This is a genomic window from Acinetobacter lwoffii, assembly GCF_022809915.1.
Taxonomy (GTDB): Bacteria; Pseudomonadota; Gammaproteobacteria; order Pseudomonadales; family Moraxellaceae; genus Acinetobacter; species Acinetobacter lwoffii_M.
In genome coordinates this window covers 125,394-147,787 of the sequence record NZ_JALGQY010000006.1, presented here as the reverse complement: position 1 = coordinate 147,787, position 22,394 = coordinate 125,394, and the positions used below count along the sequence as shown (strand labels likewise).

Below are 22,394 nucleotides of genomic sequence, written 5' to 3'. Positions count from 1 at the left end.
CATTTTAAAGCCTTCGACTTAACCTTCTTTTACATCAATAATGGCTTCATTTAATGTCAGCATACTTTTTAAAACACCACCCATTTTTGGATTATTTTCCTTTCGATCTCGATGAGAAAGAAATTTTTACTACTTTAATAAATTCTTGTTTAGAAATTGAAAATTCTGTGTATAGAATAATTAATTATAGAGTTACAGAAATAACATCTTAACAAGAAATCTAATCCATAGAAAATGCTTTAGAACAAGCCAATTCTTATTTAGGTGTGCAACAACATCTTAATCAAGCCTTAAAACTGATGTCTGATCGTCAAAATCCTGATTATCGAAATTCAATTAAAGAATCTGTTTCGGCATTAGAAGGTATGTGTCAAAAAATATTAAAGAAAGACAAAGTAACTTTAGGTGATGCAATTGGTCAAATTGAAAAACAATATCCAATACATCCTGCATTAAAAGCTAGTATTAAATCTTTATATGAGTATACATCAGATGCAGATGGTATTCGCCATGCAATGTTAGACGAATCAAATCTTTCTTATATCGATGCCAAATTTATGCTTGTTGCCTGCACAAATTTTATTAACTATCTCATAGACAAAACCAAAGATTATCAAAATTAGATCACATGACTAGCGACACGGATGTCGCTCGTTCGACTGTGCTAAAGGGACTTAGCATCAGTCGAACAAATGCATTTTGCTACTTTTGTGCAGTTCAAAAGTAGAGAAAACAGTCTTTTGAACTAAACCTCTGCCACCGCATTACGTCCTTTGGCCTTTGCTGCAAACAAAGCATCATCTGCATTTGACAATAAAGCCATCCAGGACACGGCACCAATGGCAACCCCAATACTGACCGAAATCTGAATCTCGTCTCCTGCTGCAGTCACAATATGACGCTCAGCCACTTCAGCCCGAATGTTATCGGCCACAATCAATGCCTGCTGCATCTGGATATTTTCAATCAGCACCAGAAATTCATCGCCCCCATAACGTACCAGCAAATCTGTAGCACGGACATTGGCCTTTAAACGCTCGGCCACCAGCTGAATCACCTGATCGCCAATAATATGCCCATATTGATCATTCACCTGTTTAAAATGATCAATATCAATAATCATCAAACAGGTTTGGCTCAATTGACCCGGCTGATTTTCCATAAAACGAATATATTCTTCTAGCGCGAAACGGTTGGATAATCCGGTCAAAGAATCGGAATGGGCAATATTCTTTAAACGAAATTCTAGCGCATCACGTTCTTGCAACATTTTTTGCAATTTCTGAATGGCCGCAAATAAAGAATCTGAATGATTCACTTCACGTAGCCGCATATCAATTTTCTGACGACCCGAGTTTTTAGACAAACTCAACAACATGCGGCGTGCCTGAATCAGCGGCAGGAATACCTGTTTACGTGCAAAAATCATGGTGGAAATCGCGGTCAGTAATGAAATCAGCGATACCAACACGCTCCAGATCAAACGCTGCATATTGCTGTTCATTTCTTGAATAGCGGCATCTCTGCTGTATTGCAGCAGGTAAGTTTGCAGATCTATCACAGTCGCAAATTTATCTACGATCGCTTCAGTCAGCTCTGTTCCGCTCAAACGGTAGTCACGTTGTTCCAGACTGTCACTGATCAGCTCACTCACAATGGGTAAGCCCTGCTGAATAAACTCGGTTTCTACCCGTCGATGTAAACGGACGAATTCCTCTGTTTTATCTTGAGCAGGTTGAATGGTATCAATCAAGGCCCACAAATAACCACCTGATGTTGGGTCTGTAAAGAGCGGGTAATATTTTCAGTGGGAAGCGGCGCTTCAAAAGTCACATGCGCCATGATAGACGAGGCAACCCGCCCCGCCTGATCACGTAAATCTGATAAAAATAGAATCTGGCTAATATAGTTATTCAGAGGGGTCGATGAGCTATCTGAAGCCACCGCCACGTCACGTAAAAGTTCACGACAACTTTCCCAGGCAGCAAACATGGCCAGAATCGCCTGATCAAGTTCTTGTGCACTACGTTGCTGACGTGGCATCCGGGTATAAGCATCAACCTGTGCACGTCCTTTTTTCAGGCTGATTTCAAGCTGTGAAAGTTGCTGACTCAGGTTGTTAAAACCGACCTCCGTCAAGACATCAGCCGTCTGGGAGAGCTGCCGATCCACCTGTTGACGGTAGCTGATTAGCTCTTGCTGATGCTGGGCAAATTCCTGCACCGAACTGGACATGGCTTTATTGGCAGGCGCACGCTCACGCGAAATTTTATTTGCCAGATCAGCGACCTGCTGTAAGGCATTCAATTGTTGATAGGTTTGTCTGGATTTTAAATAACTTTGACTGCTACTCACAATTAAGGGAATACAGATGCAAAGCAAACATAAAATAATAATCGACATTGACCAGTACAAACGTTTACTGATCCACTCAGAGCGTAAGGTATTCATGCTGTTGTATTACGCCCCAATATGACAAGCAAAGCTAAATAGATTGATTATTATACAAATAAAACAGGATGGTCTTAAAGCCTTTAGTCTTACTTCACTTATGTTTTTAATGAATTTTTATCATCTATTATTTTTCAGATACTTAAGTTGGTTTATTTAAAATGTTAATGCAGGGTTTCATGACTACAATTCCCTATAAACTCTTACAAAAACAAGGGAATTTAAGCAGCTAAAAAAATATAAAAACTTGCTTTCTGCACTATTTACACCTGCAACAAATAGGTGCATAATGCACCGCATTAGGGCGAGTTAAATTATTCCTCAGCAGATATTTTAGTTTACCCGCAAATTTTGGCGAAAAAACCCCGATTTTCTATGAAAATTGGGGTTTTTTTTAGCTATTGAATTTTAGACCTACATTTTTACTTTTTAATATGCACTATTTTGGTGCTTAAAATTATTATAATATTTCTTCTTATGATCTTTTTTAATTAAAGGTTTTTCAGAAACGGAATGATCCGAAATAAAAAATACTGGACAAAAAAAAAGCCCAACCTTGGGGAAAGCTGGGCGATAAAACAAAAAATTGTGGAGAATCAGGCTAAATCACTATAAAAGTGTGAACTCTAACTTGATTTTCATATTATGTAAAATTCCCCTCAAAATGTAAAGCCGATTGCTCCAGTCAAGATTATAAAACATGCCCATTTAGCTCAAAAAACAGACACCTATTCTAAGATCCAAGCTGATGATGCTTTAAAATTAAGCAATCCAGTCAAGACATGTTGCGCCAGACATCTTGCACTTCTTGACACATTTATGAATTAGCTCACCGATTATTAATTGTTTTAATAGATTATTATATTATAATTGATCGTATTAAGTGATTTAAATAACCACACAATTTCTCTTTAACTTTTAGTCAAAATCTATATTTAAATTCTAGATTTTTGTTATACAAGAGTTTTTATCTAAAATGGCTTCCGAGCCTGATACTTGAATTTTACACAAAATTAATACAAAGATTTAGCTTAAAAAATATCGATTTCGAATTGGATTGACTTAATAAATTGTCACAATACAATGTGTTCCAAAGCTGTACACATCTTGTAACAAAACGGTAAATATCATGAAAAAACTCGGTTTAGCCACTGCTTTATTATTAGCCATGACCGGTGCTCAAGCATATCAATTTGAAGTTCAAGGTCAGTCAGAGTTCATCGACAACACTGCAAATGAACAAGACTTCACTGGTGCAGTTCAAGGTACTTACTACTTCAACAATGTTGATGCTTCTAAAGGTCCTTTAGCTGAAGCTGCTTTTTTAAACCAAGCATCTAATGTTTCTGCTGCTTATACATACGGCGAAGACGGACAAGAATTTGGTGATCGCACTGTGCACCATACTTTCGGTGTAAAAGGTGAAGCGTATATCCCGACTAACGTTGTTCCTGCTTATGCAAGCGCTTCTTATAGCCATACCATCGCGGATAACAAAGCGGGCGACGTAGACGGCAATGGTGACCGTTATGCATTAGAACTAGGTGCATTACTAATCCCTAACTTCTTGGTTGCTGTGGGTTATACCAGCGTTGCTGACCAAACTTCTTATGATGCTTTCAACATGTTTAACAACGGTGTTGCTAAAGCTGCTCTTGAATCTGGCACAATCAATGAAGACCAAGACGCAATCACTGCCCGCACTAAATATGTAGGCGCGATTGACGGTACTAACATGTCAATTGGTTTTGAAAGTGGCCTGGTTTATGGTGAAGATACTGCCTACAACTTAGGTACAACTCTTTTCCTTAACCCACAGTTAAGCGTTGGCGCATCTTATATGGAATCTAGCTTTGCTGGTTCTCCAGACAAAGCTTGGGGCGCGAACGTAAACTACTTCATCACTCCTGCTGTTGCAGTTGGCGCATCTTATGTAAATGCAAATGCTGAAGGCCAAGCACTGGATACACAAACGATTGGTGTAAATGCCAAATTCCGTTTCTAATTTCTGATTAGATTCTGAATCAAAAAAGGACGCATATTGCGTCCTTTTTTATTGTTTTATGACTTCGTTTACTCAGGTGTACGTACCAGACTTAAGAAGTGCAAATGACGTTCATATTGGTCAATGATGTCCTGCAATAGATCTTCTTGCGTCCACTCCATCACATCATAACCCTGCCCACCTTCTCTTAAAAAGACTTCTGCCTGATAGGAATCTACGCTCGCATTCTCCAGTTCAGACATAAAGCTTGGACTTAAAGTCTGGGTGGCATTGACCTGATAGATAAAATTAATTTCATCCTGATGATCAACACGGAGCTGTATACCGTCTTCTAGCGGGCTAATCACCACGTGTAATCGGCGCCGTTTCAATTCACTTTGAAAGCTGAGAAATGCCTTATTCACTGTATTGTGAATATACTGCTGCACCTCTTCCTGAGTGTGCGGATAATGCATAATCAGGCCTAATCGCTGTTGCCAGCTGCGCGGATTCTGGATCGCACGCGGGGTAATCCGTGCGGCTTGCAGCGCATGCATTTTGGTAACATCCAGATGTAAGGCTTTGATTAATCCCCAGCACATCAGCAGCATAATGAAGGTAAATGGCAAGGCGCTCATTATCGTGGCCGATTGCAAGGCTTCTAAGCCACCCGCCAGCAAGAGGATGATGGCTAACAAAGCCATGAGCACGGTCCAGAATAGACGCTGCCAGGTCGGTGAATTTTCACTTTTTGCTGTCAGATAATCAGTCACCAATGCCCCTGAATCGGCAGAAGTCACAAAGAACAGCATCACTAGTAAAGTCGCAATGATACTGGTTACTGAGCTAAAAGGCAGATTAGCTAAAAATTCGAATAGAGCCACAGATGAATCACGCTGAACTGCTTCTAGCAAGCTGGTATTGGCTTCATGCATAATGCTATACAGCGCGGCATTGCCCATAAAACCCATCCAGATCAGGGTAAATCCGGTCGGAATCAGCAATACACCCACGATAAATTCACGAATACTGCGCCCTTCCGAGACCCGGGCAATGAACATCCCGACAAATGGCGACCAGGAAATCCACCAGGCCCAGTACATGATGGTCCAGCCCCCAATCCAGCCACTTGGCTGGTAGGCATACAGATTAAAGGTCATACTAAACAGATTAGAGACATACTGGCCGGCATTCTGAATAGTTGTCTGTAACAGATAAATACTCGGACCTGCCACAAAGACAAAAATCAGCAACAGCAGTGCAAGTACCAAATTTAGTTCAGATAAACGTTTAATTCCTTTGTCTAATCCAAAAAATACGGAAGTCGCCGCCATGGCACTGACCACAATAATCAAAATGATCTGAGTACTGGGTGCCTGTTCAATGCCAAACAAATAGTTCAAACCTGAATTGATTTGGGTCACCCCGAAACCAAGCGTGGTGGCCACACCAAATACCGTACCAATGGTGGCAAAGGTATCGACGCCATCTCCAATCGGACCATAGATCTTTTGACCAATCAGTGGATACAAGGCCGAACGGATTTTTAAAGGCAATTGATGCCGGTAAGCAAAATAAGCCAAGGATAGGCCAACAAGCGTATAAATAGCCCAGGCATGTAAGCCCCAGTGGAAAAAGGTGACCCGCATAGATTGTTGTGCAGCCAGTACAGTTTCCGGTTCACCGGCAGGTGGCGTGACATAATGCATCACCGGTTCGGCCACGCCAAAGAACATCAGTCCAATCCCCATTCCTGCGGTGAATAACATCGCAAACCAGGAGGCACTGCTATATTTCGGCTGGCTATGGTCGGGTCCCAGTTTGATTTTGCCCATATCCGATAGGGCAATATAAACCAGAAGGATGAGAAATATCGCCACCGACAATACATAGAACCAGCTAAAGGAGGTGGTAATCCACTGGTTCAGTTGCTGGGTGAAAACTGAAAAAGCATCGGGTGCAAATACGACCAACGCTAAAAATATCGCAATAATGGCGACAGTACTAATAAAAACATTTGGATTGATATTGGCAAACCAGGATGGTTTTGTGGAAGGCATACCTCCTCCATTTTTTAAAAATTGGATCGACAAACAGCGTCAAATAATTATTGGTAAGGTCAAAATGATCAGACAGATTCAGTCTATGGAAGCTAGATCTCCTGCTATTTTAGGATGTGACACAAAATAAAGCCGTTAAGTTACTGTAACCAATACAATAAAAGGATGAACTTCATTACTCAGGCGGGTTTTCTCTATTTTTCACGTTCTTTTTATGAGGTAGACGTGCGATATATTGCAAGGCAATTAAGCGGGATACAATCAGCGCCAGATACATCACCCCGACAAACATCTGAATAATCGCTAACATCCGTGCGACCGGACTGACCGGCATGATATCGGACAGTCCTGTTGCAGACTGTACACTGAAACTGAGAAAAATCAGATCCAGCCAGGGTTGATAGGCTTGTAAATCAGGGTCTGAAAAGCTGTATGGCACCAGAAGCTGGCAGATACTGTAGAGAAAAGCAAAGCCCCAGGCCAGTAAGGTAAATACTGCGCCAGCGGCAAAGAGTTCATCCTTGGTCAGATAACGGTCATGAAACATATAACGCAGTAGGCCATAGGCTGCACTAAAATAAGCACCAGCTTCAAACAGGTTGGCGGTGACATGGATCCAGGTATAACGCAGTCCCAGCACAATCAGAGAGGAAAAGAAAATCGCACCGGCGACAAAGCTAAGTCCTAAAATGGTAAACATTGGAGTCTGGCGAATGACTCTGGCAATCACCAGCAAAACCAGAACACCCAGCACCCAGGTTCCCGCCCGATAAGACACGCTTTCATAACTCAATACCGACAAGATCAGGATCAGCAATTGCAGGCACAACAGCCATGCCGAAGGCAAATGGGTAAAGCTGTTCCAGAACTGTTGCAGAGATTGCTTCATAATGCCCTTCTTGTTGCTCTTCTTGTTACTATCGTCATGTAGGGAACACATTGTTATTGTTAGCAGCTTTTAACATAGCACGCTTAAATCCGCTTGCAGATATGCGATTTGTATGAAAATTACTGAAATAACGCTGCACAAATCCAGCCATCTCAATTCAATACGGCGTTTATGCTAAAGAGAAAGCTTGATTATATCTCCATAAAAAAAGCCCCTGACGGGGCTTTTTTAGCGTAGCGCAGATCTTAGTGATCCGATGCGCCTGAGATACCAATACCGGTTTGTGAACGTACAAACTGGGCATCAAAGGCTTTGCGTTCTGCCTGAGCCTGTGCCGAATTATCCGTCACAGAGAACAACCAGCAGCACAAGAATGACAATGGCATCGCGAAGATTGCAGGACCATTGAACGGGTTCACTGGCGTATCAGAAATACCCAAAGTATCGACCCATACTGCTTTAGACAGCACAATCAAGGTTACTGCGGTTACCAGACCGGCAACACCACCAATAACTGCACCACGTGTCGTCAAACCTTTCCAGAACATAGACAATACCAGTACCGGGAAGTTGGCACATGCCGCAACCGAGAATGCCAGACCGACCATGAAGGCTACGTTTTGTTTCTCGAACAGAATCCCGAGAATCATCGCGAAGATCGCAAGACCTAAAGTCGCAATTTTAGACATACGTAGTTCAGATTCAGGCGTGGTTTGGCCTTTCTTCAACACGTTGGCATACAAGTCATGCGAAATTGCTGAAGCACCTGACAGGGTCAAACCAGCAACGACTGCAAGAATCGTGGCAAATGCAACTGCAGAAATGAAGCCCATGAACAGGTCACCGCCCACTGCATCAGACAGGTGCACCGCCGCCATGTTATTACCACCGACCAGCTCCAGCTTGCCAGTCACTGCCATTTTCGCAACATCAAGGAATTGCGGGTTGTTCGATACATACAGAATCGCACCGAAACCAATGATGAAGGTGAGCAGGTAGAAATAACCAATAAAGCCTGTAGCAACCACGACTGATTTACGCGCTTCTTTGGCATCTTTTACCGTGAAGAAACGCATCAGGATATGTGGCAGACCTGCTGTACCAAACATCAATGCCAGACCTAAAGAGATTGCATCAATCGGATTAGACGCCAGACTACCCGGACCCATGATCTTGGTCGCATCTGTCAGGCTCAAGTCATGCACTTTTGAATAAACACCAATCGCCTGTTCAAACATGTTGGTAAAGCTGAAGCCCACGCCTTTCATGACCATGAATGCCATAAAGGTCGCACCAGACAGCAACATTACCGCCTTGATGATCTGTACCCAAGTGGTCGCCAACATACCGCCGAAAATTACGTAGGCCATCATCAGCAAGCCAACGATCACGACTGCAATGTTATAGTTCAGACCGAATAGAAGTTTGATCAGCTGACCTGCACCCACCATCTGTGCAATCAGGTAAAACGCAACCACAACCAGCGAGCTTAAAGCGGCCAAGGTACGTACCGGTTTTTCCTGCAAGCGGAAAGATACTACGTCTGACAGGTTGTATTTACCCAGGTTACGCAGACGTTCTGCCACCAGGAACAATACGATCGGCCAACCGACCATAAAGCCCAGTGAATACAGCAAGCCATCAAAGCCTGACAGGAACACCATCGCGGAAATACCCAGGAATGATGCTGCTGACATATAGTCACCGGCAATCGCCAGGCCATTCTGGAAACCAGAAATACCGCCACCGGCCGTATAGAAATCTGTGGTGCTGGTGGTTTGTTTCGCTGCCCATTTGGTAATGAACAGTGTTGCACCGACGAAAACCACAAACATGATAATCGCGTGCCAGTTGGTCGCCTGCTGTTCTGCTGCACCCAGATCAGGACCAGCGAAAGCCATACCTGAGGCCATTGCAGTTGCAGCAAGAGCAATAAGAGAATTCCATTTCATCTTAGTGGTGTCCTTTTTCATGAGCAATCGCTTCGACTTCACGGATTGCTTCTTCAGTCAATTGATCAAGTTTGTTATTGGCAATGTAGGAATACACACCACACAAGATAAACGACAGGACAATGATACCCAGACCAAGTGGAATACCCCACGTGGTCACACCACCTGAAATTGAAGACAATAGAAATTCTTTGTTATAACCAACCAGCAACATGAAACCCACATAGACAAATAGCATAATGCCGGTCAACGTCCAGCTGAGCATACTTTTCTTGCGGACCATTTCCTTGAATTTTGGATTTTGTAGAATACGATCTACTTGTACCTCATCCATAATTACTACTCCTGTAGCCCAACCTTGGGCTGCCTATTTTTTAATTCGAATTATCACTGTTGCAAGTTAACAATAATCGTAGGTGCTTGTAATTTAGACTTTGGTCGTTAAAAAATGATCAATTTAAACTGTAGCGTTCACGATGCGTTATCATAGCGGCATGCTCAGTACACATCAGGCTATATGAACAGTTGGCTCATCATAGGGGTACTCGCCCTCTATATCGCATTACTCTTTATCTGCGCTTTCTACGGGGAAAAACATGCCAGCCGGCTGAGTACCCGTGGGCGCATGCTATTGTTTAGTTTAACTTTAGGAGTGTACTGCTCCTCCTGGACCTTTTACGGCGCCACGGGTGCTGCGGTACGTGAAGGCATTATTTTCCTGCCGATCTATCTGGGTCCGCTGCTCTTTGTTGCTGTCGGCTATGACATCTGGCGCCGTCTGGGACGAGTGAGACAGCATCATGCCATTTCTTCGATCGCTGACTTTGTCGCAGCACGCTATGGTAAAAGTGGTCCCCTCGCCTCGCTGGTGACCATTCTGGCGGTGGTGGCGATTGTGCCTTATCTGGCCTTACAGTTACGTGCGATTGCCCTGAGTGCCGCCGTCATTCTGGAGCCTTCCGCAGGTGTAACCGGCACGACCAATGGCGTACTGTTTCTGACCGGGGTTCTGGCAATACTGGCGATGATGTTTGGTACCCGGCAGATTGCCAATACTGAACAGCATGGCGGCCTGATGCTGGCCGTGGCATTTGAGTCTTTTGTCAAACTCTTCGCCCTGCTGGCAGTTGCCTGTTTCTTTATGTTTGAAGCACCAGAAAATCTGGCACAGATCAGTAGCGATATCAGCACTACTTTTCATGATGTACAACTGTTTGGCGTGCCACAAAGTTTCTGGATTCAGACCCTGCTCGCGGCACTGGCCATTATCTGCCTGCCGCGTCAGTTCCATGTAGCTGTGGTTGAGCTACGTGATGAAAAACATATTCGTGGTGCGCGGCGTTGGTTTGCAGTTTATTTGATTCTGACTACCTTGGCGATTATTCCAATTGCCAGCTGGGCGCTACATGCTGCACCGCAATATCTGGCCATTCCGGATGTGGCGGTCCTGTCCTTACCACTTAGCTATAATCAGGACTGGTTGACCTTATTGGCATTTCTGGGTGGTTTCTCTGCCTCTACCGGGATGCTACTGGTGTCTTCCGTGGCACTGTCAATCATGCTCAGCAATGACCTGATCATGCCGGCGTTGTGGCGTTTAAAGCTGATTTCCCGGCATGACAAACGCTTGCCGCTGGTGCTGAAATTTACCCGCCGGGTCTGTATTCTGGGCGTGATGTTGATGGGCTTCCTGTTCTTCAATTTCTTTAATGATATTGACCAGTTGTCGGTTTTTGGTCTGTTGGCATTTAGTGCGGTGGCACAATTCGCCCCTGCCCTGATCGGTGGCCTGTACTGGCGTGGCGGTAGTAAACAGGGTGTCTATGCTGGACTCCTGACCGGTTTTGCCTTGTGGGCTTATACCCTGCTGTTTCCAACCATTTTGCGAAGCCTGCCAGAAGCCTATAGCAGCTTTAGCCAAAGCTTGCTGAATCAAGGGCCTTTTGGCTGGAACTGGTTAAGACCGGAAGCCCTGATCGGTTTTGAGTCTTTTGATCCACTGACCCATGGCGTAGTTTGGGCACTGGGCTTAAATACCCTGCTGTATATCTGGATTTCCCGTATTTTCCGTCCGAGTATTGCCGAACAGATTCAAGCCGAAAGTTTCTTCTATTATGAAACCAAGCCACTACCCTCGCAGAGTCCTTCTAACGAGGTCAGCTATTCGCATCAGGATGTCGCCCGTTTAAAAGTCGGTGATCTGATTACCCTAGCTAAACGCATTACCGGCGAAGGCCCAACCACACGCGCTTTCCAGCAGTTCTGCACCCAAAACAGTGTTGAGCTGAATGAAAACAGCAGTGCCAATGGCATGTGGTGGCGTTTCACCGAACAGTATCTGGCCGGAACTATCGGGGCCGCTTCGGCACGTACCCTACTGACTACGGCAATGGTCAACAATGGTTTGGCATTGGGTCAAGTCGCCAATATTCTCGATCAGGCCTCGCAATGGCAACGCTTTAATCAGAACCTGATCATGACCATGATTGATCACATGACCCAAGGGGTCAGCGTAGTCGATGAAAACATGTGTCTGGTCGCATGGAACAATCAGTATCTGAAACTGTTCGATTATCCGACCGATATTGTCTATGTCGGTTGTCCAATCGCAGACCTGATCCGTTATAATGCTGAACGTGGTGAATGTGGCCCGGGCTCGGTTGAAGAACATGTACGGAAACGGATTCACTGGATGCAGGTCGGCAGTGCCCATGAATTTGAACGGATTCGTAAAGATGGCCGCGTCATTCAGATGCGCGGCAATCCGATCGAAGGCGGCGGGTTCGTTACCACTTTCGCCGATATTACTGCCTTCCGTGAAAATGAAGCCGTGCTTGAAGCCCGCGTTCAGGACCGTACCCAGCAGCTGGCCGATGCATTGTCCGAGCAGCAACTGGCGCGTGAACAGGCCGATAAGGCCAATATGTCAAAAAGCCGCTTCATTGCAGCCGCCAGTCATGACCTGTTGCAGCCAATGCATGCCGCGCGCCTGTTCAGTACCGCACTCGAACAAAGCGTGCAGAATGATGAAGACCGCAAGACCTTACAACAACTGGATCGTGCTTTGCATGGTGCAGAAAGCATGTTGTCTGCCCTGCTGGATATTGCCCGACTGGAAGGCGGCACCATTCAGCCGAAACGTCAGGCTTATCCGCTGCATGACCTGCTCAGCGATCTGGAACTCCAGTTCAAATCCATCGCTGCACAGCGTGGTATCAAGTTCAGTGTGCATGATGCACAGTTCTGGATTGATACCGATCCACAATGGATTCGCCGCATTATCCAGAACTTTGTCAGCAATGCGTTGCGTTATACTGCCAGAGGTAAAGTGGTGGTCGGTGTATTACGTTCGAGCAGCAGACCGAATCATATCCGTATTGGCGTCTGGGATACTGGCCCGGGCATTGCCGAAGAACAGCGCATCAAACTGTTTCAGGAATTTGAACGTTGCGGCCACACCTCGCCTTGGGGTGAACAGGGTCTGGGCCTAGGTTTGGCGATCGTACAACGCATGACCAGCATGCTGGACTATCCGGTACATGTGTCTTCTGCGCTGGGTAAAGGTTCCTGCTTTATGATTGAAGTGCCTGTGATCGAAGCACCGAAAGTGGTCGCAGCACCGGTTCAGGCCGTACCTTTAAAGAGCAAAGCCTTTAAGATTCTATGTCTGGATAATGATGAAACCATTCTGGAAGGCATGTCGACCTTATTGACCAAATGGGGTTATCAGGTGTTTAAAGCCACTGAACCTGAACAAGCAGCCATGCTGATTCAGCAGGAAAATATTCAGGTCTGGCTGGTGGATCAACATCTGAATCAGGACAAGATCGGTCTGGATTTCATTCTGGAACATCGTTCGAAGGATATTCCGGTCGCGTTGATTACCGCCGATTCCGATCCGGAATTGCCGCAACGTCTAAAAGAGCTAAACATTGTTCTGCTGAAAAAACCGCTGAAACCGGCCTCATTACGTTCATGGTTATCTGGACTGAAAATTTCCGACTCCTAAGTAGATAACGATCTGATCAATGCCCATTTCACACCCTGAAATGGGCATTTTTTATACTCAACTGCCACATAAACTTACCTAGCTTGCATAAAATTTATTCTAATGTGCTAAAAGCAGCAAATATGCCGAAAATACAGCTGAATAAATTGACCAAAATGCTCATTTTTTAATTCACTATGGCAAAAACTGACGAATGTATTAATGTACATGTGTACACTTAGTTACAATTAATTATCTTATTGTTTTTAATAAAAATTAAAGAGTAATTTTCCACTACTATAACTTTAGTCGTATTTTTATCCCTTGTACTTGGCTCTAAAAATAGAGGAATAAGAAACGATCAGTTTCCATCTCATGTAGCCTTAATTTTTTTGGTCGCTGATCTATTTCTGCATATCGGAGTTCTTCACATGAACATAGATCAAAACCAGGGCCTGAATCAGACCCAGCAGTTTCACCGTCAATATGGCGCCAATGCCTTATTGCCAAGTATTGACTGGGCACAGATCTTTAAATACAGCAAGCTGAATGATGCCCAGTATCAGGCACTGGAGACGCTGTATCAGAGTGCAGTCCCTCTGGCACTGCAAGTCTTTGATGAATTACATTTTGATGTCTTTGAACCTTATGCCTACAAGCCGCAAGGTCTGGGTCTATTTGAAAAGATTGCTGAACAGGAAGACAAGCTGATTCAGTCTTTAGAAGCTGAAACAGAGGATCTTCCGGCAAAAACCCGTCATCAGATCTGGAGTATGTTGCTGCGTGGTGGTGCAGTACTGGTCTTTAAAGCTTGGCTAGGTAAGGTCAAAAATGAAGAAGATTGCCTAGACACTAGCCAGTTTGATGAGCTGTCTGATCTGTTATTTATTAAAACCTGTCCACATGAGCTGGCGCAGCGTTTACATGTCGATCCGAATACGCGCGACGAACATGTCTTCCTGATGTATGACAATGAAGTTTATCTGGACCGTTTTAACAGTCTGGAAACTGCGGCGCTGTTTGTCGATCTCGGTGTTTATGATGCGACTTTCCTGAGTCTGCGTGATGATCGCGTGGCGGAATATCTGAAGTCGAAAGGTTATGTCACCGAAGAGCAGATTGATGAATTGCAATGTGCCTTAAATCCTTTGTTTTGTGATGATTTCACCCGCAAACAGGATTATATCGCCTAGCTGACTCAGGCCTTTGCACTCATTTTTGCAGATTTCGCTCATAAAAAAAGACCTCCAAGGAGGTCTTTTTCAATTCGGCTATGCAGAACTTACATTTTGCGGTCTTCAATATTCAGTGCATTGATGGCCAATACCGCTTGTGTCCGGTTTTGTACGCCAAGCTTACGGAAGATTGCCGTCACATGCGCTTTAATCGTCGCTTCCGATACATCCAGCTCATAAGCGATCTGCTTGTTTAATAAACCTTCAGCCACCATCATCATTACCCGGAACTGTTGTGGCGTCAAAGACTGGATCCGTTCTGCCAAAGCCGTTTCATCGGCAGCACGCGGATCAAAATTCATATTGGCCGGCAGATTTGGCGGTAACCAGATTTCACCTTCTAGCACTTCACGAATCGCTTCACCGATATGGCTTGGGTGGGCAGATTTAGGAATATAGCCCATCGCACCATGCGCGATCGCACGCTGGATGATGCTGACTTCTTCATGCGCAGACACGACAATAATCGGTAAAGACGGATATTGTGCGCGGACATGCACTAGGGCAGAAAAGCCGGAAGCGCCCGGCAGGTTTAAATCCAGCAGCACAAGATCAGGCTCAGGGCCATTTTCTAGACGTTCATAAAATTCATTGACTGCCGCAGTTTCATGAATCTGGGCTTGTGGCAGGCTATAACGTACAGCTTGAATCAAGGCATGACGAAATAGTGGATGATCATCAACGATTAAAATATTCATAGGCAACGTGAGAGATCTTGGCACGGTAGCCCCTATTCTAACCATACAACCCGGTTAAGGATATGCAAGACACTACAATTTTTAAAATAATATGCAGTTTTTCTTCAAAATTGCCCATTTTTGCACTATTGCAATAATTGTTTAATTCTCATCACTTTTTTATATATCACTTATTCCTCACTGAAAAAGCTTATCTTTATTCAATATAAATATAAATATCATTCACTTACCCACAAAACCTTCCTTAAAAATCAGGCCTTTGTCGTATATCGCAAAATCAGATAACTTTTCAGCTTTTCGTTATTTTACAGCCCTTCGCTGAATCGGGATTAATAGGGTCATTCCGAGATTAACCCTATTTTCAGGTTCTAAATATGTCTAATTTTAATGCGCAAAAACCCTTAAATATTGTTGCCGTATCTGGCGGTTTAAATCACCCCTCAAAAACCGAAGCCTTGGTTCAGGCCATTCTGGATGAGCTTGGGGAAGCGACACCAATCAATGTGCATTTCATTAAATTTAGTGAAATTGGTTCGCTTTTGGGCGGCGCGATTTATCGCAATCAGTTGCCGCAACGCGTTCAGAATGATCTGGCAGCAGTAGAAGCCGCAGATGCGCTCATTGTTGGCACTCCTGTGTACCGCGCTTCATTTACCGGCCTGTTCAAGCATTTCTTTGACTTTGTTGAGCAAACGGCGCTGGTCGATGTTCCGGTATTACTGGCAGCTTCTGGTGGCAGTGACCGTCATGCGCTGGTGCTTGAACATCAACTGCGTCCTTTATTCAGCTTCTTTCAGGCACAGACTTTACCGATTGGGGTCTATGCCACCGACCGCGATTTCACCCCTGAATATACCATTCACAGTGAATTGCTCCGCGACCGGATTACCCTGGCTGTGGCGCGTGCATTGCCGATTCTTGAATGGGCACCAGCCAAGGGACAACGTGCTGAAGTCGTTAAAGAAAAAACCATTCAAGCGATTCAAAATCTGGGCATTAACAAGCAGATCGAACAGGAAGAAGTGCTGCCTTCAGCAGCCGTGCCGAGCCTGGATGCCGCAGAATCGCGCTTGCACAGCAAGAAAGCACCAAAGACTCAAGTGGCTTGAACACAGCATTGCAGAGGGTGATGAATATGTCGAATGATAAAAATATCGTATTTGCCTATTGGGTGCCGAATGTCAGTGGTGGCCTGGTGGTTAGTAATATCGAGCAGCGCACCGACTGGAGCTATGACTATAACGTGCGTCTGGCACAAACCGCTGAACAGGCAGGCTTTGATTATGCCCTGACCCAGATCCGTTTTACTGCCGGCTATAACGCAGAAAACCAGCATGAATCGGTCAGCTTCAGTCATGGCATTCTGGCCAAAACTGAACGCCTGAAAGTCATTGCCGCGATTCTGCCGGGTCCATGGAAGCCGGCACTGGCTGCAAAACAACTGGCGACGATTGACCATCTGAGCAATGGCCGGATCGCGATCAATGTGGTCAGTGGCTGGTTCCGCGGTGAGTTTGATGCGATTGGGGAAGAGTGGCCGGAGCATGACGAGCGTTATGCCCGTTCGGAAGAATTTATCCGTAGCCTGAAAGGGGTTTGGACCCAGAATAACTTTAATTTTGAAGGTAAATATTATCAATTTAAAGACTATACCTTGAGTCCAAAACCGCTACAAAAACCACATATTGAAATCTTTCAGGGCGGCAGTTCCCGGGCAGCACGTGATATGGCTTCTCGCGTATCTGACTGGTACTTCACCAATGGCAATACCCCGGAAGAGCTGAAAAAACAGATCGATGATATTCGTGAAAAAGCCAAGGCCAACAATCACTCGGTGAAAATTGGTGTAAATGCCTTTGTGATTGCACGGGATAACGAAGAAGAAGCGCAGGCTGTATTGCAGGAAATTATTAGCAAGGCCAATGTGCAGGCAGTGAAATCTTTTGGTGAAGCCACCCGTGAAGCCGGCGCAGCAAGTCAGGAAGGTGAAGGCAACTGGGCCCAATCCACCTTTGAAGATCTGGTGCAATACAATGACGGGTTCCGCACCAATCTGATCGGGACACCGCAGCAGATTGCTGAACGGATTATTGAACTGAAAAAAGTGGGCGTTGATTTGATTCTGTCAGGCTTCCTGCATTTTATTGAAGAAGTCGAATATTTTGGCCAGAAGGTGCTGCCTTTGGTCCGTGAGCTTGAAGCACAACAGGCAACGCCTGTGCAGCAAGAAGAAGCTGAGCCCGTATAATCATTCCAATAAATCTCAGCAGACTCCCTCCCTCAAGGCTCGGCTTGGGGGATTTTTTTATGTGATAAAATTGTTGTCTGGCTAGGTTTGAGACCAGCAATTCCTTAAAATTCTGCACTAACGACTTTCCAAGAATTTTAACAATGCAACTGATCTGGTTTCGTCAAGACCTCCGCATTCATGATCATGCCGCGCTCTGGCATGCCACCCAGCAAGGCAGCTGTATAGCACTGGTGGTGCTCTCTCCTGAACAATGGAAGCTGCATCAGGATGCCCGGATTAAAATCGATTTTTATCTGCGCCGCCTCGACGTCTTAAAGCAACAGTTAGCGCAGCTGAATATTCCATTAATCATTTTAAATGTTCCCTTATGGCAAGACCTGCCTGCAGAAATGCGAAGCCTGTGCCAAAAACTGCAGATTGATACGCTACATGCCAATATTGAAGTGGGCGTGAATGAACTGCAACGTGATGCTCAGGTACAGCAGATGCTGGAACAGCAGCAGATCCGGGTCGAACTGTATCATGATCGCAGCCTGTTTCCACTGACCAGTATCCGCAATCAGTCCAATCAGCCCTATCAGGTCTATAGCGCATTCAAGAAAAAGTGCTATGAGCGACTGATTAAGGATATACCGGGCTGCTATCCTGCCATTCAGCCTCAAGATCCGCTTGAATTACCAGCTCAACTGACCAGCTTTGATCTGGGAAAATTTGCAGTTGATTATAAGGTCGATCATGTTGCCCAGTTCTGGCCTGTGCAGGATCAAGCTGCCTTAGAGCTGCTCGATGATTTTATCGAGGAGAAAATGGCTCACTATAAAACCGAGCGAGATCTACCTGCAGTCGATGGTACCAGCCGCCTGTCACCGTATCTGAATATCGGTATTCTCTCGATCCGTCAATGTATGCAGATCCTGTTTAAGGACGGTTATTTCCAGATTGATGATATCGGTCAGCAGACCTGGCTGGATGAACTGCTCTGGCGCGAGTTTTATCTGCATACCCTGTTTGATTTTCCCCGTGTATCCAGACATCGGCCTTTTAAGGAAAATACCGATAACATCCAGTGGCACAATGCACCTGAAGATCTGGCTGCCTGGCAACAAGGACAAACCGGGATTCCGATTGTCGATGCCGGCATGCGGCAAATGCAGGCTACTGGCTGGATGCATAACCGGGTGCGCATGATTACTGCAATGTTCCTGTGTAAAAACCTGCTAATAGACTGGCGCTTGGGAGAAAGCTGGTTCATGCAGCAGCTGATTGATGGCGATTTGGCAGCGAACAATGGCGGCTGGCAATGGTGTGCTTCGACTGGCATGGATGCCGTACCCTATTTCCGGATTTTTAATCCGGTCAGCCAGTCACAGAAGTTTGATCCGAATGGGGATTATATTCGCCGCTGGGTGCCGGAACTGGGGCATCTGGATGCTAAATCTATTCATGAACCCTATGCCAAAAATCCGGATCTTGAACTGGATTATCCAAAACCGATCGTGGATTTAAAAGCCTCTCGTGTAAGAGCGATTGAAGCGTTTAAGCAAATTTAAAACCAAACTTTTTCATCCCGAATAAAACAGCCTCCGATAAAGAGGCTTTTTTATTTTCAGATCAGGAATAAAAACTCGGATCAGGCACTTTTCCAGTCAGCACCCATTCCCCTACTTCCTGATATTTATAATCGATCGGATCATGCAAAGTCTGGGTGCGGACATTGCGCCAGAAACGGTCCAGATTGAGCTTGGCCGTGGTGGCCCGCGCACCCATCACCTGGAAAATATTCTGGGTAATATAAAGAGAGGTATTGGTTGCGGCAATTTTAGCTGTGGCAATGGCAACCGAGACTTCACCGCGCTGTTCGGCACTTAAATCATTCCCAAGCTCCCAGGCTGCCTGTAAACCCTGAACTGCTTTATCTGCGAGTAAGCGTACACCTTCTAGCTGTACATAGAACTCGGCAAAATGCTTCTGGGTAAAAGGATCATTCACTGCATCGTCTGCCAGTGATTTGGACCAGGCTTTTTGGGTCTGTACACCCTGTCTGGCGATTTCAAATGCCCCTTCTGCCACGCCCAAAAACAGATGCACGAAAATCAGCTGGGCAATCAAAGGCCGTAGACTGGAATATGGCGTACTCAGTGGGCCTGGATTTAACAGCAATTCATCTTCATGAATTTTGACCTGCTCAAAATGGCTGCCACCGCTGTCGGTCTGGCGTTGGCCCATATTGTTCCAGTCGCCCAGAAAGCTCACGCCCTCTCGCCAAGTAGGAATCACTCCTATCAGTAATTTTCCTGCTTCGTCATAACCTGAACACAGCAACATATCCGAATCAATCGAACCTGAGCAGAAGCTTTTATCACCATGGAAAATATATTCGTTTTCTGAAACTTTTGTAACTGTGGTGCGATGGTCCAGCGGATTTAGAGTATTACCCCAGAATAGATTATTTTGGGCAGTCTGTTCAAACCACGGGCCATATTGTTCCGATTGGGAAAATAATTGCACGGTCGCAATCAGCAAATGGTGAAAGCCATAGACATGCGCTAGTGAACTGTCGACTTGGGCTACAATTTGAATAGTGTTAAAAATGGTCTGCCAATCTGTCTCCTGACCGCCATACTGTTTTGGAATAGACAAACCGAGCAGGCCACTCTGACGAATCAGGTCACGCTCGGCTTTGGGATTGCCCCCCTGTTTGTCCCGCTCAGCAGCAGTCTGGGCAAAAGTTTCAGCCAGTTTCTGGGCAATATCGACAGGAGACTGATTTAAATATGGGGATTGTGCATTCATTATTTTAACTCATGTTCAGCATAGAAACAGCTTAGCAGATCAGGGTACTGACCTATATTCGAAAGCATGCAGAGCTTATGACTGATATAAAAATACCGGCAGAATGCCGGTATTGGAACCGCTTGAATTTAAACTTTATTACGCTGTACTTCTGCGATCAGATGCTCCACCACCTGCGGTTCAGCCAGGGTCGAAGTATCACCCAAACTGTCCAGCTCATCGGCTGCAATTTTTCGCAAGATCCGGCGCATGATTTTACCGGAACGGGTTTTCGGCAATGCCGGCGCCCAGTGCAAGGCATCTGGAGTCGCCACTGGACCGAGAATTTTGCGTACCCAGCTGACCAGTTCTACACGTAATTGATCTGAACTGGCAACATCAGCCTGCAAGGTCACAAAGGCACAAATTCCCTGACCTTTAATGTCATGCGGCATACCGACTACAGCGGCTTCAGCCACCGATTCATGCGCCACCAGTGCACTTTCAATTTCTGCAGTACCGAGGCGGTGTCCGGATACATTCAGGACATCATCGACACGACCGGTAATCCAGTAATAACCATCTTTATCACGACGTGCCCCATCCCCAGTGAAATAGGTACCGGGATAGGTGGAAAAATAAGCTTCGATAAAACGCTCCGGGTCTCCCCAAATGGTACGCATCTGACCCGGCCAGGAATCCTTAATCACCAGATTTCCCTCAGCTTCACCCTCCAGTTCCTTGCCATCGGCATCGACAATAGCCGGTTGTACCCCGAAGAAAGGCCGTGTCGCAGAACCTGGTTTTAAATCAGTCGCACCCGGCAATGGCGTAATCATAAAACCGCCAGTTTCGGTTTGCCACCAGGTATCGATGACGGGACAGCGGCTTTCACCGACCACGGTGTAGTACCAGTTCCAGGCTTCCGGATTAATTGGCTCACCGACCGATCCTAAAATTCTCAGGCTGCTACGGTCACTTTCCCGTACAAAAGCATCGCCCTCACGCATCATGGCGCGGATCGCCGTCGGTGCAGTATAGAGAATGGTGACGTTATGCTTGTCGACAATATGTCCAGTACGCGCCCAACTTGGATATTGCGGCACACCTTCAAACATCACGGTGGTGGTACCATTCGAAAGTGGCCCATACAGTACATAGGAATGCCCGGTGATCCAGCCCACATCTGCGGTACACCAGAATACATCATCCTGCTTGATATCAAATGCTTCACGGAAGGTGCAGTTCACATAGGTCAGATAACCGCCAGTGGTATGCATCACGCCCTTAGGCTTGCCGGTGGAACCTGAGGTATACAGGATAAACAGCGGATCTTCGGCATTCATCGGTTCCGGTGGACAGATGTCATTGACTGACATAATTTCCATGTGATACCAGAGATCGCGGCCCTCCTGCATTTCAATCGGGTTGCCGGTGCGATGCACCACCATCACATTCTGGATCGAGTCTGTACCTGCAAGTTTCAGAGCTTCGTCGACATTGGCTTTTAGCGGAATCGGCTTGCCGCCACGCATGCCGGAATCGGCGGTAATCACCATTTTCGCCTGACAGTCTTCAATTCGGCTGGCCAAAGAATCTGGCGAGAAACCGCCAAACACCACGCAATGCACCGCCCCGATCCGGGCACAGGCCAACATGGCAATCGCGGCTTCAGAGACCATCGGCATATACAGCATGACCCGGTCGCCTTTCTGGATGCCATTTTTCTTTAGCACATTGGCGAAACGGCAGGTTTCATCATGCAGCTCGGCAAAGGAAATAATCTTGTGCCGTGAAGGATGATCCCCTTCCCAGATGATGGCCGGTTTATACGGATGTTCTTTCAGGTGCCGATCCAGACAGTTGACACTGACATTGAGCTGACCATCGGCAAACCATTCGATTTTAAAATCGTCTTTGTTAAAGCTGGTATTTTTGACTTGGGTGAAGGGCTTGATCCAGTCCAGACGTTGCGCCTGTTCTGCCCAAAATTTATCTGGCTGTTCTATAGAATATTGATAACGTTCAAAGTACTGGTCTTCGAGCGTACGTGCTGTTTTTTTAAATTCTTCGGGTACTGGATAGATCTCTTGCATAGGTCACTTCCTTGATTT

Annotated in this window: 13 protein-coding genes and 2 pseudogenes; 7 read left to right on the top strand and 8 right to left on the bottom strand. The window is 45.6% G+C overall.

Going from position 1 to position 22,394, the window contains the following annotated elements; all coding sequences use genetic code 11:
- Positions 1-122 precede the first annotated feature (122 nt).
- Positions 123-623 (top strand): annotated as a pseudogene (locus tag MTX11_RS16665) (AbiJ-NTD4 domain-containing protein); the annotation flags it as partial.
- A 122-nt stretch (positions 624-745) separates the two neighbouring features.
- Here MTX11_RS16665 and MTX11_RS05000 read toward each other — a convergent pair.
- A pseudogene (locus tag MTX11_RS05000) lies at positions 746-2,451 on the bottom strand (GGDEF domain-containing protein).
- 1,129 nt (positions 2,452-3,580) lie between these two features.
- Between MTX11_RS05000 and omp33-36 the strand changes: the two are divergent.
- Positions 3,581-4,456: a porin Omp33-36 gene (gene omp33-36 / locus MTX11_RS04995; protein WP_224217009.1), complete on the top strand. Its 876-nt coding sequence runs from the start codon at positions 3,581-3,583 to the stop codon at positions 4,454-4,456.
- A gap of 68 nt (positions 4,457-4,524) precedes the next feature.
- On the opposite strand, the gene MTX11_RS04990 is transcribed toward omp33-36, so the two are convergent.
- The 4 genes from MTX11_RS04990 to MTX11_RS04975 all read right to left on the bottom strand — a co-directional run bounded on the left by MTX11_RS04990 (position 4,525) and on the right by MTX11_RS04975 (position 9,670).
- Positions 4,525-6,495: a BCCT family transporter gene (locus tag MTX11_RS04990; RefSeq protein WP_243474518.1), complete on the bottom strand. Its 1,971-nt coding sequence runs from the start codon at positions 6,493-6,495 to the stop codon at positions 4,525-4,527.
- A 175-nt stretch (positions 6,496-6,670) separates the two neighbouring features.
- Complete coding sequence (locus MTX11_RS04985; protein ID WP_243474517.1) at positions 6,671-7,384, bottom strand: ion channel; 714 nt, start codon at positions 7,382-7,384, stop codon at positions 6,671-6,673.
- A 245-nt stretch (positions 7,385-7,629) separates the two neighbouring features.
- Positions 7,630-9,336, bottom strand: coding sequence for a cation acetate symporter (locus MTX11_RS04980; protein WP_243474516.1), 1,707 nt, complete (start codon positions 9,334-9,336; stop codon positions 7,630-7,632).
- A 1-nt stretch (position 9,337) separates the two neighbouring features.
- Entirely contained in the window at positions 9,338-9,670 is a 333-nt protein-coding gene (locus MTX11_RS04975) for a DUF485 domain-containing protein (protein ID WP_004281374.1), read from the bottom strand.
- 183 nt (positions 9,671-9,853) lie between these two features.
- Here MTX11_RS04975 and MTX11_RS04970 point away from each other — a divergent pair, with 183 nt between their 5' ends.
- Both MTX11_RS04970 and MTX11_RS04965 read left to right on the top strand, forming a co-directional pair.
- The gene (locus MTX11_RS04970; protein ID WP_004729193.1) at positions 9,854-13,345 is read left to right on the top strand and encodes a hybrid sensor histidine kinase/response regulator; all 3,492 of its coding nucleotides are present in this window, start codon (positions 9,854-9,856) and stop codon (positions 13,343-13,345) included.
- Between the two features lie 410 nt (positions 13,346-13,755).
- The gene (locus MTX11_RS04965) at positions 13,756-14,517 is read left to right on the top strand and encodes a hypothetical protein (protein ID WP_004281371.1); all 762 of its coding nucleotides are present in this window, start codon (positions 13,756-13,758) and stop codon (positions 14,515-14,517) included.
- An 89-nt stretch (positions 14,518-14,606) separates the two neighbouring features.
- Here MTX11_RS04965 and MTX11_RS04960 read toward each other — a convergent pair whose 3' ends face one another.
- Positions 14,607-15,257, bottom strand: a complete 651-nt coding sequence (locus MTX11_RS04960; RefSeq protein WP_243474521.1) for a response regulator — start codon at positions 15,255-15,257, stop codon at positions 14,607-14,609.
- A 374-nt stretch (positions 15,258-15,631) separates the two neighbouring features.
- On the opposite strand from MTX11_RS04960, the gene msuE reads away from it, so the two are divergent.
- From msuE to phrB, 3 genes are all read left to right on the top strand, one after another.
- Positions 15,632-16,366 (top strand): FMN reductase, encoded by a 735-nt coding sequence (gene msuE, locus MTX11_RS04955; RefSeq protein ID WP_243474515.1) that lies wholly within the window; start codon positions 15,632-15,634, stop codon positions 16,364-16,366.
- Between the two features lie 26 nt (positions 16,367-16,392).
- Complete coding sequence (gene sfnG, locus MTX11_RS04950) at positions 16,393-17,505, top strand: dimethylsulfone monooxygenase SfnG (RefSeq protein WP_243474514.1); 1,113 nt, start codon at positions 16,393-16,395, stop codon at positions 17,503-17,505.
- A gap of 143 nt (positions 17,506-17,648) precedes the next feature.
- Positions 17,649-19,058 (top strand): deoxyribodipyrimidine photo-lyase, encoded by a 1,410-nt coding sequence (gene phrB, locus MTX11_RS04945; protein WP_243474513.1) that lies wholly within the window; start codon positions 17,649-17,651, stop codon positions 19,056-19,058.
- Between the two features lie 61 nt (positions 19,059-19,119).
- On the opposite strand, the gene MTX11_RS04940 is transcribed toward phrB, so the two are convergent.
- A complete protein-coding gene (locus MTX11_RS04940; protein ID WP_243474512.1) occupies positions 19,120-20,301 on the bottom strand; it encodes an acyl-CoA dehydrogenase family protein in 1,182 nt (393 codons plus the stop codon).
- Positions 20,302-20,429: 128 nt separating this feature from the next.
- Positions 20,430-22,376: an acetate--CoA ligase gene (gene acs / locus MTX11_RS04935; protein ID WP_243474511.1), complete on the bottom strand. Its 1,947-nt coding sequence runs from the start codon at positions 22,374-22,376 to the stop codon at positions 20,430-20,432.
- Positions 22,377-22,394: the final 18 nt, after the last annotated feature.

Bases quoted from the DNA above. Each gene is read 5' to 3' on its own strand.
- omp33-36 (WP_224217009.1), top strand. From the start codon at position 3,581: ATGAAAAAACTCGGTTTAGCCACTGCTTTATTATTAGCCATGACCGGT.
- MTX11_RS04990 (WP_243474518.1), bottom strand. From the start codon at position 6,495: ATGCCTTCCACAAAACCATCCTGGTTTGCCAATATCAATCCAAATGTT.
- MTX11_RS04985 (WP_243474517.1), bottom strand. From the start codon at position 7,384: ATGAAGCAATCTCTGCAACAGTTCTGGAACAGCTTTACCCATTTGCCT.
- MTX11_RS04980 (WP_243474516.1), bottom strand. From the start codon at position 9,336: ATGAAATGGAATTCTCTTATTGCTCTTGCTGCAACTGCAATGGCCTCA.
- MTX11_RS04975 (WP_004281374.1), bottom strand. From the start codon at position 9,670: ATGGATGAGGTACAAGTAGATCGTATTCTACAAAATCCAAAATTCAAG.
- MTX11_RS04970 (WP_004729193.1), top strand. From the start codon at position 9,854: ATGAACAGTTGGCTCATCATAGGGGTACTCGCCCTCTATATCGCATTA.
- MTX11_RS04965 (WP_004281371.1), top strand. From the start codon at position 13,756: ATGAACATAGATCAAAACCAGGGCCTGAATCAGACCCAGCAGTTTCAC.
- MTX11_RS04960 (WP_243474521.1), bottom strand. From the start codon at position 15,257: ATGAATATTTTAATCGTTGATGATCATCCACTATTTCGTCATGCCTTG.
- msuE (WP_243474515.1), top strand. From the start codon at position 15,632: ATGTCTAATTTTAATGCGCAAAAACCCTTAAATATTGTTGCCGTATCT.
- sfnG (WP_243474514.1), top strand. From the start codon at position 16,393: ATGTCGAATGATAAAAATATCGTATTTGCCTATTGGGTGCCGAATGTC.
- phrB (WP_243474513.1), top strand. From the start codon at position 17,649: ATGCAACTGATCTGGTTTCGTCAAGACCTCCGCATTCATGATCATGCC.
- MTX11_RS04940 (WP_243474512.1), bottom strand. From the start codon at position 20,301: ATGAATGCACAATCCCCATATTTAAATCAGTCTCCTGTCGATATTGCC.
- acs (WP_243474511.1), bottom strand. From the start codon at position 22,376: ATGCAAGAGATCTATCCAGTACCCGAAGAATTTAAAAAAACAGCACGT.